This is a genomic window from Arthrobacter sp. P1_A5 (assembly GCF_056406825.1).
The window spans coordinates 1-9,917 of record NZ_JBFTZL010000139.1 but is presented as its reverse complement, the minus strand read 5'-3'; the positions used below and the strand labels follow the sequence as shown (position 1 = coordinate 9,917).

The window sequence follows — 9,917 nt, the reverse complement described above, 5'->3', positions numbered from 1 at the left end:
GGAACCCCCTGGCCCTGGACTTTCCGRCCGCGTCGACGGCGCTGCCGGAGCGGCGCACCGTGGTGCTGGCCGGGCACGACGCCGGCCCGGTCGCCGAGGCTTTCGCCCGCGCGCACGGCCTGCCGCTGCTGGCCGAGCCGTCTTCCAACTCCCGCTTCGGCCCCAACGCGGTGGGGCCCTACCGGCTGCTGATCGAGCACTTCGGCGCGGACGCGGCACAGCCGATCGAACGCGTGGTTCTCTTCGGCCGGCCGACGCTCTCCCGGCCGGTGAGCGCGCTGCTGGAGCGGGCGGATGTCCCGTCGGCCCTGTACCAGCCCGTTCCGGTGGCCTGGTACGAACCCGGCCGCCGCACCGAACTGCCGCTGGAAACCCTGGCGGACCTGGCGGAATTCGCCGGCCGCGGATCTGCCGCCTGGCTCGATGCCTGGCTGCTGGCAGGAGCCGCCGCGCAGCATGCAGTGGACCTGATCCTGGCCGCATCCCCGGCCGCGACCGGCCCGTCGGTGGGTGCCGAAGTCTGGAAACACGCCCGCGGGCAGCTGGTCCTGGGCTCCTCGAACGGAATCCGCGACGTCGACCTCGCTGGGGCGCCGCCCGCGGAACCCCAGGCCACCATGTTCGCCAACCGGGGCCTGGCCGGGATCGACGGCACCACGTCCACCGCCACCGGGATCGCGCTTGGCGGCGGCCAGGAAACCACCGTTCTCATGGGGGATGTGACGTTCCTGCACGACGCCGGGGGACTCCTGCTCGGCGCCGGCGAGGCCGAACCGCAGTTGCGGATCGTGGTGCTCAATGACGCCGGCGGTGCCATCTTCGGGCTCCTGGAGCACGGCACAGTCGCCGCGGCGGGGCGCTACGGCGACGCCGTCGAACGCCTCTTCGCCACCCCGCAGCGGGTGGACCTCGCCGCGCTGGCCGCGGCATACGGCGTCCCGCACCGCAGGGTCGGCACGACGGCGGAGCTCGCCGAGGCGCTGTCGGCCCCGCTGGAGGGCCGCAGCATCATCGAGGTGCGCACGGACCGGCACCGGCTCGGGGAACTGCACCGCGCCATCCGGGCCGCGGTGGCCACGGCCGTGGAAGGCCTCCCGCAGACGTAGCGCCCGTTTTCGCTACAAAAAAGGACAGCCGCTACGTGGATCCACGTAGCGGCTGCCCGAAATCGGTGCGGAATTGTCCGGGCTAGAGCACCCGGCTGAGGAACTCCTTGGTGCGGGGGTGCTGGGGATTGGCCAGGACCTCCCGCGGGTCGCCCGACTCCACGACGATGCCGCCGTCCATGAAGGTCAGGCGGTCGCCGACCTCCCGGGCAAAGCCGATCTCGTGGGTCACCACGATCATGGTCATGCCCGACTTGGCGAGGTCCTTCATCACGTTCAGGACATCGCCCACGAGCTCAGGGTCGAGCGCGGACGTGGGCTCATCGAACAGCATGAGCTCGGGGTCCATGGCCAGGGCCCGGGCAATCGCCACGCGCTGCTGCTGGCCGCCGGAGAGCTGGGAGGGGTAGTGTCCGGCGCGGTCGCCGAGCCCCACCCGGTCCAGGAGCTCCAGTGCCCGTTTGCGGGCGACGGCCTTTGACTGGCTCTTGACCTGGACCGGGGCCTCCATGATGTTCTGCAGCGCGGTCTTGTGCGGGAACAGGTTGAAGCGCTGGAAGACCATGCCGATCTCGCGGCGCTGGGCGGCGATTTCCTTGGTCTTCAGGTCATGGAGCCTGCCCTTGACCTCGCGGTAGCCGATCAGGTCGCCGCCCACCGAAATGCGCCCGGCACTGATGGTCTCCAGCAGGTTCACGCAGCGCAGCATGGTGGACTTGCCCGAACCGGACGGGCCGATCACAACCGACACCTCGCCCTGGTTGACGGTCAGGTCGATGCCGCGCAGCACGTGGTGTGTGCCGTAGTACTTGTGAAGGCCCTCGATCTTGACCAGGGGCTGCTCTGTGGTGATCGTCATTTCGCCTCCTCCTCCGGGAAGTCCATCTTGAGGTCCGGCTCGGCGTTGGCGCTGGGGGCCACGGCTGCGGACGCCTTGGCGGCGGCGGGGTTGATCGCTGCCGGAACCCGGTTGTCCACGCCCTTGCCGTAGTGCGCCTCAATGAAGTGCTGGCCCACCATCAGGATGCTGGTGATGACGAGGTACCAGAATGCGGCGACAATCAGGAGCGGAATGGGAAGGTAAATCCGGTTGGCCAGGGCGTTCGTCGCGAAGGTCAGGTCCAGCGTGAATGGCACAGCCAGGACCAGCGACGTGGTCTTCAGCATGCCGATTGTCTCGTTGCCGGTGGGCGGCACGATGACGCGCATGGCCTGCGGCAGGATGATCCGCCGCATGATCTTGCCCTTTGTCATGCCGAGGGCCTCGGCGGCCTCACTTTGGCCCTGGTCCACGGACTTCAGGCCGGCCCGGAAAATCTCTGCGAGATACGCGGACTCATTCAGGCCCAGGCCCAGGATGGCCGGGATCAGGCCGTGGGTGGGGTCCGAGGTCACCCAGGTGTAGGTTGCAGGACCAAACGGGATTCCGAGGACGATCGTCGGATAGAGAACCGTGGCGAGCCCCCAGAACAGCAGCTGGGTGTAGATCGGTGTGCCGCGGAAGAACCAGACCCAGGTCCAGCTGGACCAGCGGAACACCGGGTTGTCGGACTGCCGCATGAACGCCAGGAGGATGGCCAGGACGATGGCCAGGACCATGGACGCAAATGTCAGGAACAGGGTCCATACGACGCCCTGGACCACCTTGGTGTCCAGGATGTAGGTGCCGACGACGTCCCAGCGGAAGTTGGGGTTCGTGAACAGGCTCTGCAGGAAGGCAAGCAGGAAGCCGACGATGATGATGGCGCTGATCCAGCGGCCGGGGTGCCGTACCGGTACTGCATTGTTCAGTACCGGTGCGGCGTGAGGGTCCTGATGGCTGTCCATCTCTGCCCCTGCTGCGGATCCGGTTGTGGGGAGGCTCAAGACGCGACCGCCGGGTTGACCTCGGACTTGGTGATGGCACCGTCGGTGACGCCCCAGCCCTCAAGGATCTTCTTGTAGGAACCGTCTTCCATCAGTTTGGTCATGGTCTTCTGGACGACGTCCGCCAGGGCCGTGTCCGACTTGGCGACGGCGATGCCCTGGGGAGCAGAATCGTAAACTTCGCCGAGCTTCTCGAGCTGGCCGTTGGTCTGGGTCAGTGCGTAGCCGATGATGGGGGAGTCGGCGGCCATGGCATCGATGCTGCCGTTGACCAGTCGGGTGGTGATGTCCGTCTGGGTCTTGAGGGTCACGATGTTAATGGGCTGCTTGCCCTCGGCGGTGCACTTCTTGTTGCGGTCCGAGAGGTCCGGATCTTCCTGGATGGTGCCGGTCTGCACGCCGATGGACTTGCCGCAGAGGTCATCGAGGGAGATCTTCTTGGGGTTGCCCTTCTGAACGGCCCAGCCGGTACCTGCCTGGTAGTAGCTGACCATGTTCACCGCGGCAAGCCGCTCCGGGTTGATCGTGAAGGAAGAGACCCCGAGGTCGTACTTCGGGCCGAGAGCCGGAAGGATGCCGGTGAATTCGGCCGTCTGGACCTGGACCTTCAGGCCCAGCGCGGCGCCGATCGCCTTGGCGATGTCGACGTCGTAGCCCACGGGGGTCTGGCCGTCGGTGCCGAGGAATTCCGCGGGGGCGTAGGAGGTATCCGAGCCCACGGTCAGGGTGCCTTTAGCCTTGATCGCCTCGGGCAACATGGCCGCCAGGGCATCGTCCTTCTGGACCGTGCTGGGGTCAAAGCTGGCCGCGGCACTGCCCGAAGCGGAAGCCGCGCCGGAGGGGCCGGTCTCGGAGGCGTTCGTGCAGGCCGTCAAGGCCAATGCGCCGACGGCGAGCACCGTGGCGACCTTCATTGCGGGGTTGCTCAGGAGCGAAGGGGAGATCTGCATTTTCTTACCTTTTGTTGCCGGAGGGATGCGTAACGAGGCCGATTTATAGTGTATCGCCGAACAAGAGATGTACGTCACAGAAAACTAAGTTTCACTATTGGATAACTAAACCAGACCCGAATGCAATATCTTTAATGCCCGATCTGTCTGTGATCCCGGATTCCTGTCCGTTTCGGCAGTTCCTGCGGTGCAAGTCCGACGGCCGATTCGCCGGCCCGGCCGGCGTCACCGGCCCCGCGGCCTAGCTGCTGATGCCGAGCGACTCCAGCATCGGCCGGAACTTCGCCCACGTCTCGGCGAGCTCAGTCTCGGGAACCGAGCCGTCCACCACGCCGCAGCCCGCATAGAGCCGGACCGTGTGCGGGGATTCGATGACGGCGCCACGCAGGGCGATGCCCCACTCGCCGTTGCCGGCCGCGTCGAGCCAGCCGACCGGCCCGGCATACGGGCCGCGGTCCAGGTGCTCGAGCTTGCGGATGAGCGCCCCGGCCACGGTCGTGGGGGTACCGCAGACGGCGGCGGTCGGATGCAGCGCGTTGATCAGGGCCAGGCACGTGGGGACGTGGCCTTCCACCTCGGCCAGTTCAGCCTTGACGTCAGAGGCCAGATGCCACACATTGGGCAGTTCGAGGATGAAGGGCTCGCTGTGCGCGTTCATGGCCTCGGAAAACGGGGCCAGCTGCGTGGTCAGGGACTGGATTGCGATGTCGTGTTCGTGCCGCTGCTTCTCGGAGCCGGCCAGCACCCGTTCGGCGAATTCCAGCGGCGAGCCCGCCATGCCATCGGCGTCGCGGCGGTCCAGGGTGCCGGCCAGGACGCGCGCCTGCGCGGTGCGGCCCTCCACCTGGATCAGCATTTCCGGAGTAGCCCCCACCAGCCCGTCCACCCCGTACGTCCAGCATTCGCGGTACCGGGCGGACAGTTCGCGCAGCACCTCGGCGGCCTTGACGCCGGTGGGGACGGTGGCCACGACGTCCCGCGCCAGCACCAGCTTTTCCAGGGCGCCGGTCCGGATCTCCGCGACGCCGGCGGCAACGGCGGCCATCCAGCCTTCCTCGCTGAGCGAGCCGGTGTGCAACGTTGCCCCTGCGGCCAATGGCAAAGGACGGACGACGGCGCCACCGGCCTGCGCGGCCGCCGGCACCGGGTCGTCCACGACGGTCGCGCTGGTCCCGGGATTGGCGCTGGTGCTGTGAAGCCAGCGGTCCAGGGCGGCGCGGGCACCGGCTTCGGTGAGGTCGCCGTCGTCGAACGTGAGCTGGGTCAGCCAGGCCTGGCCGTCACGGAGCCCGACAACGATTTCCGGGACCAGCAGCCGGGACTCATGGGCGGAGGCCTTGGAGAAGGCGAAGGAGCCGAAGGCGACCGGGCCGGTGCCGGGGCAGCAAACACTGTCCTGGATGTCTGCCTCCAGGACCTGGTGGCGCCACCAGATGTCCGCTTCAAGGAAGCGCTCGGGCCCGGTGGCGGTGAAACGGGCTATCTCGCCGAAGCCCACGAGACCGGCCTCGCGGCGGGTCCAGCAGAGGACATCGTCCCGGACCAGAAACGACGGCAGGCCCCCGGGGAAAGTTTCGGCATCGAGGGGGACTGTCAAGGTGCGGAACGTGCTCGTCATGATGGCATAACACTAGCCCGTGATCGCCCATTGGGTGGATATACACGAGCCGGCCGGGCTTCCACGGGGCCGCGGCGGCCGTTGCCGCAGGTGAAAGCCGCGTCAATTGGCGGCCCGTTCGTGGGAGCGCCGATCATTTGAGACAATGTCAGGGTGAACCGAGCATCCTTGGATAAGCGTCCGGACGAAGTAGCCACGATGTTTGACGACGTCGCCCCCAAATACGACGTCGTCAACGATGTCCTGTCCTTGGGGCAGACACGGCGTTGGCGCAAGGTGGTGGTGGAGGCCATGGGCGTATCGGCCGGCCAGCACGTCCTGGACCTCGCCGCCGGCACCGGCACCTCCAGCGAGCCGTACGCCGACGCAGGCATCAACGTCATCGCCTGCGATTTCTCCCTCGGCATGCTCAAGGTCGGTAAGCGCCGCCGCCCTGACATCGACTTCATCGCCGGAGATGCCACCCGCCTGCCGTTCGCGGACAACACCTTCGACGCCAGCACGATCTCCTTTGGCCTGCGCAACGTCAACCAGCCGAAGAAGGCCCTGGCCGAGATGCTGCGGGTCACCAAGCCCGGCGGCCGGCTGGTCATCGCGGAATTCTCCCAGCCCGTGGTGCCGCTGTGGCGCACGATGTACACCGAATACCTCATGCGGGCCCTGCCGGCCATCGCCGTCAAGGCCTCCTCCAACCCCGACGCCTACGTCTACCTCGCCGAGTCCATCCGCGCCTGGCCGGACCAGGACCACCTTGCGGCCTGGCTGCAGGAGGCCGGCTGGGAATCTGTCACCTACCGCAACCTCAGCGGCGGCATCGTCGCCGTGCACCGGGCCCAGAAACCGGCAGACCCCTCAACCGGCCCTGCCGCCGGCGCTGCGGCGCTGGCCGCCCACACCGGACCCGTGGCCAAGCTGCGCCGCAACATCACCCGGCCCGGCCGATAGCCGATCCCTGCTGTGAATGTACTGATCGTCGGGGCGGGCCCGGCCGGATCCACCGCCGCCTACTACCTTGCCAAAGCCGGCATTGACGTCACGGTGCTGGAGAAAACCAGCTTTCCCCGCGAGAAAGTCTGCGGCGACGGACTCACGCCGCGCGCGGTCCGCGAGATCCAGAAGCTGGGACTCGCCCACCCCGAAACCGACGGCTGGCGGCGGAACAAGGGCCTGCGCCTGATCGCCGGCGGCCGCACGATCGAACTGCCCTGGCCGGAGGTTGCCGACTTCCCGCAGTACGGGCTGATCCGGACCCGGCTCGGCTTCGACGAACAGCTCGCCCGGCATGCGCAGTCCGCGGGCGCCGTCGTGCTGGAACGCCACAGCGTCACCGAGGCGCTGCGCTCCGAGGATGGCCGGGTCACCGGCGTGCGCGCCTCGCTGCTGGACAACTCCGGACGCAAGACCGGCGAGACGCGCGACTTCAGCGCCGACGTCGTCCTCGCCGCCGACGGGAACTCGACGCGCACCGCCGTCTCTCTGGGCATCGGCAAGCGCGACGACCGGCCGCTCGGCGTGGCTGTGCGGACCTACTTCACCTCGCCGCGGCACGACGACGACTGGATGGAAGGCTGGCTCGAGCTTCCCGGCCGCGACGGCAAACTCCTGCCCGGCTACGGCTGGGTGTTCGGCGTCGGCGACGGCACCTCCAACGTGGGCCTGGGCATCCTGAACTCCTCGAAGGACTTCGGCAAGCTGGACTACAAGCAGGTGCTGCGCGAATGGACCGCCGGCATGCCCACCGACTGGGGCTTCACCCCGGACAACCAGGTGGGCGAAATCCGTGGGGCCGCGCTGCCCATGGGCTTCAACCGCACCCCGCACTATTCTCCCGGCCTGCTGCTCCTCGGCGACGCCGGCGGGATGGTCTCCCCGTTCAACGGCGAGGGCATCTCCTACGCCATGGAGTCCGCCCGCTTCGCGGCCGAATTCATCGCCGACGCGGCTGCCCGGTCGGCGTCCGCCGGCTGGGGGACCGGGGCAGAGGCTTCCAGGGCCGCCGACGCGCACCTTGCCCGTTACGCCGACTACGTGCGCCAGCAGTGGGGCTCACACTTCACGCTGGGACGGGCGTTCGCCGCCCTGATAGGCAAGCCGGCCGTCATGAAACTGGCCCTACGGACCGGTATGCCTGTCCCCGTGCTCATGCGTTTCGTGGTGCGGATGCTGGCCAACCTCACCGATCCCGCCGCCAAGGGCTTCGAGGACCGGGTCATCCGGGTCCTGGAATCCCTGGTACCCGCCACGTCCAATCAGGCAACGTCCAATCAGGCAACGTCCAACAAGGCCGCGTCCATCACGGACAGCGTTCCGCACTCCGGCGCCAACTCCGCGGTTTCCGCAACAAAAAGTTAGGGTTAACCCGTGACCAACTCTGCAGACCAAAGCTGGACGCACGCCGGACACGGCCTGCCGAGCGCTGAACCCAGCCTCAACACCACCGCGATCGCCACCGGGCTCCAGCTGCCGGCAGGCTTCTCGGCCATCGCGGGCGACCCCGAGCTGGGCCCGGCGCTCACCACCAACCTGGCGCGCGTCGAGAAGAAGCTGCGCGAAGCCATTGCCAACTCCGATCCCCTGGCTGACGCAACGTCGCGCCACCTCGTGGAAGCCGGCGGCAAGCGGATCCGCCCGCTGCTGACCCTGCTGTGCGCCCACCTTGGCGACGCCTCCCTGCCTGCAGTGGTGCAGGCCGCCGTCGTCGTCGAACTGACGCACCTCGCCACCCTGTACCACGACGACGTCATGGACTCCGCGCCGTTCCGCCGGGGGGCGCCGACGGCCCACGAGGTCTGGGGCAACTCCGTCGCGGTCCTGACCGGCGACCTCATCTTTGCGCGCGCCTCCATCCTGGTCTCGGAGCTCGGGTCCCGGGCGCTTGGCATCCAGGMCCGCACCTTTGAACGGCTCTGCCTGGGCCAGCTGCACGAGACCGTGGGACCGCGMCCGGACGAGGACCCCTTGGCGCACTACCTCTCCGTCATCGCGGACAAGACCGGCTCGCTCGTGGCCGCCTCCGGGCAGCTGGGTGCGATCTTCTCCGGCGCCGACGAAGCCTACGAGCCGATCCTGGTCGAGTACGGCGAGAAGGTGGGCGTGGCCTTCCAGCTCGCCGACGACGTCATTGACGTCACCGGGATCAAGGTCAAGTCCGGCAAGTCGCCGGGAACCGACCTGCGCGAGGGCGTGCCCACCCTGCCCGTGCTGCTGCTGCGCAACGCGGCCCGCGACGGCGACCAGGCCGCCGTCGAACTGCTGACGCTGATCGACGGCGACCTTAGCTCGGATGAGGCCCTGGCCGCCGCCGTGGCCGGACTCCGGGAGCACCCCGTCACTGCACAGTCCTGGGTGGTGGCACGCACCTGGGCCGATGAGGCCATTGCCGCCCTTGCCCCGCTGCCTGAGGGCGTCGTAAAGGCCTCGCTGACCAGCTTCGCCCACGCCGTAGTGGACCGCAGCAGCTAGGCGTCCACCGCCGTCCTGCCGCTGGGCCCTTGGGGCCGTCCCCGGCCACACCAGCTACGCCAGGCCCGGCGGTACAGCCGGTCCGGAGTCGCTCCCCGGCCGGTTCTTCCGGCTGGGCGCAGCCTGCCGATTAACCTGGCTTCCGGCTTAGACGGAATGGCCCCGGTTCCTCACAACGTTCGAGTCTTCCGTTGTGCCGAACCGGGGCCATTTCTCCGTTCGCATCAGATCCACCGGAGGCATTTGGTGAACCCAAGAAAGAGCATATGACAACTTTGTAATGCTGTCTAGCGGTTTTGTAATTTGATTGTCACGGGTTCGTCGGCGGCTTGGCGGACGCCCCGGGCACATGAGGCGGCCGCTCGCGTGACTGCGGCCGAGCGGGGCCACTTTGCCGCGCTGCGGTCTGCTTCCAGGCTGGTTTCTCGGCGTGTTGGAGTCAAAGTGCCCCACGGCGGCTGTGGATGTCCGGGATGAGGTTTTCCACATGGCGCAGCGGGGCCGGTCCCTAAGTGTCCCCGGCAGGGCACATTGGCGGAATGGACGTTGCCACTTATCTTGCTTCACGGGGCGGAGCGGCCGCCACGGCGGACCTTGGCCGGGCCGGATTCAGCCGCCACCGGCTTGCCACGGCCGTGTCCCTGGGCACCATAGTGCGGATCCGCCGCGGGCACTATGGGCTTCCGCAGGATTCCGGTGCCTACCGGGCGGCGCGCGAACTGAAGGGGTTGCTGACGTGCGTGTCGGCCGCTCCGTGCTACAGCTTGTGGACCTTGGCTCCGGCCCACTCCATGCATTTGTGTCTTGGGCACCGGGCCGCACCGCCCGGCACTGTGGCCCACGGCCGCTGCAGGCACCTCCGGCACCCGTGGCTGCCCGTGGCCGGACTCGCCGACGTCCTGATCCATGCACTCC

At 68.1% G+C, this 9,917-nt stretch carries 9 protein-coding genes; 5 read left to right on the top strand and 4 right to left on the bottom strand.

All coding sequences use genetic code 11. From position 1 onward, the window contains the following. On the top strand, positions 1–1,106 hold a 1,106-nt coding region (locus AC1D1S_RS15920), incomplete at its 5' end, for a thiamine pyrophosphate-dependent enzyme (protein ID WP_476994902.1). Between the two features lie 82 nt (positions 1,107–1,188). Here AC1D1S_RS15920 and AC1D1S_RS15915 read toward each other — a convergent pair. The 4 genes from AC1D1S_RS15915 to AC1D1S_RS15900 form a co-directional block, all read right to left on the bottom strand. Continuing rightward, positions 1,189–1,965 (bottom strand): amino acid ABC transporter ATP-binding protein, encoded by a 777-nt coding sequence (locus tag AC1D1S_RS15915; RefSeq protein WP_476994901.1) that lies wholly within the window; start codon positions 1,963–1,965, stop codon positions 1,189–1,191. Next, entirely contained in the window at positions 1,962–2,933 is a 972-nt protein-coding gene (locus AC1D1S_RS15910; protein WP_243181961.1) for an amino acid ABC transporter permease, read from the bottom strand. The genes AC1D1S_RS15915 and AC1D1S_RS15910 overlap by 4 nt, the downstream gene beginning before the upstream one ends. Before the next feature lie 35 nt (positions 2,934–2,968). Continuing rightward, positions 2,969–3,922: an ABC transporter substrate-binding protein gene (locus AC1D1S_RS15905; RefSeq protein WP_028276660.1), complete on the bottom strand. Its 954-nt coding sequence runs from the start codon at positions 3,920–3,922 to the stop codon at positions 2,969–2,971. Between the two features lie 241 nt (positions 3,923–4,163). Further along, a complete protein-coding gene (locus AC1D1S_RS15900; protein ID WP_476994900.1) occupies positions 4,164–5,540 on the bottom strand; it encodes an isochorismate synthase in 1,377 nt (458 codons plus the stop codon). A 153-nt stretch (positions 5,541–5,693) separates the two neighbouring features. On the opposite strand from AC1D1S_RS15900, the gene AC1D1S_RS15895 reads away from it, so the two are divergent. From AC1D1S_RS15895 to AC1D1S_RS15880, 4 genes are all read left to right on the top strand, one after another. Further along, positions 5,694–6,485 carry a demethylmenaquinone methyltransferase gene (locus AC1D1S_RS15895; RefSeq protein WP_476994899.1) on the top strand — a complete coding sequence of 264 codons (792 nt, stop codon included), beginning with the start codon at positions 5,694–5,696 and terminating at the stop codon, positions 6,483–6,485. Positions 6,486–6,497: 12 nt separating this feature from the next. Next, positions 6,498–7,892 carry a geranylgeranyl reductase family protein gene (locus AC1D1S_RS15890; protein ID WP_476994898.1) on the top strand — a complete coding sequence of 465 codons (1,395 nt, stop codon included), beginning with the start codon at positions 6,498–6,500 and terminating at the stop codon, positions 7,890–7,892. Between the two features lie 9 nt (positions 7,893–7,901). Next, positions 7,902–9,002 carry a polyprenyl synthetase family protein gene (locus AC1D1S_RS15885; RefSeq protein ID WP_476994897.1) on the top strand — a complete coding sequence of 367 codons (1,101 nt, stop codon included), beginning with the start codon at positions 7,902–7,904 and terminating at the stop codon, positions 9,000–9,002. Between the two features lie 539 nt (positions 9,003–9,541). Beyond that, positions 9,542–9,917 (top strand): type IV toxin-antitoxin system AbiEi family antitoxin domain-containing protein (locus AC1D1S_RS15880; RefSeq protein WP_476994896.1); only part of this gene is annotated, 376 nt, incomplete at its 3' end.

Coding starts and splice junctions, on each gene's coding strand:
- AC1D1S_RS15915 (WP_476994901.1), bottom strand. CDS start 1,965: ATGACGATCACCACAGAGCAGCCCCTGGTCAAGATCGAGGGCCTTCAC.
- AC1D1S_RS15910 (WP_243181961.1), bottom strand. CDS start 2,933: ATGGACAGCCATCAGGACCCTCACGCCGCACCGGTACTGAACAATGCA.
- AC1D1S_RS15900 (WP_476994900.1), bottom strand. CDS start 5,540: ATGACGAGCACGTTCCGCACCTTGACAGTCCCCCTCGATGCCGAAACT.
- AC1D1S_RS15905 (WP_028276660.1), bottom strand. CDS start 3,922: ATGCAGATCTCCCCTTCGCTCCTGAGCAACCCCGCAATGAAGGTCGCC.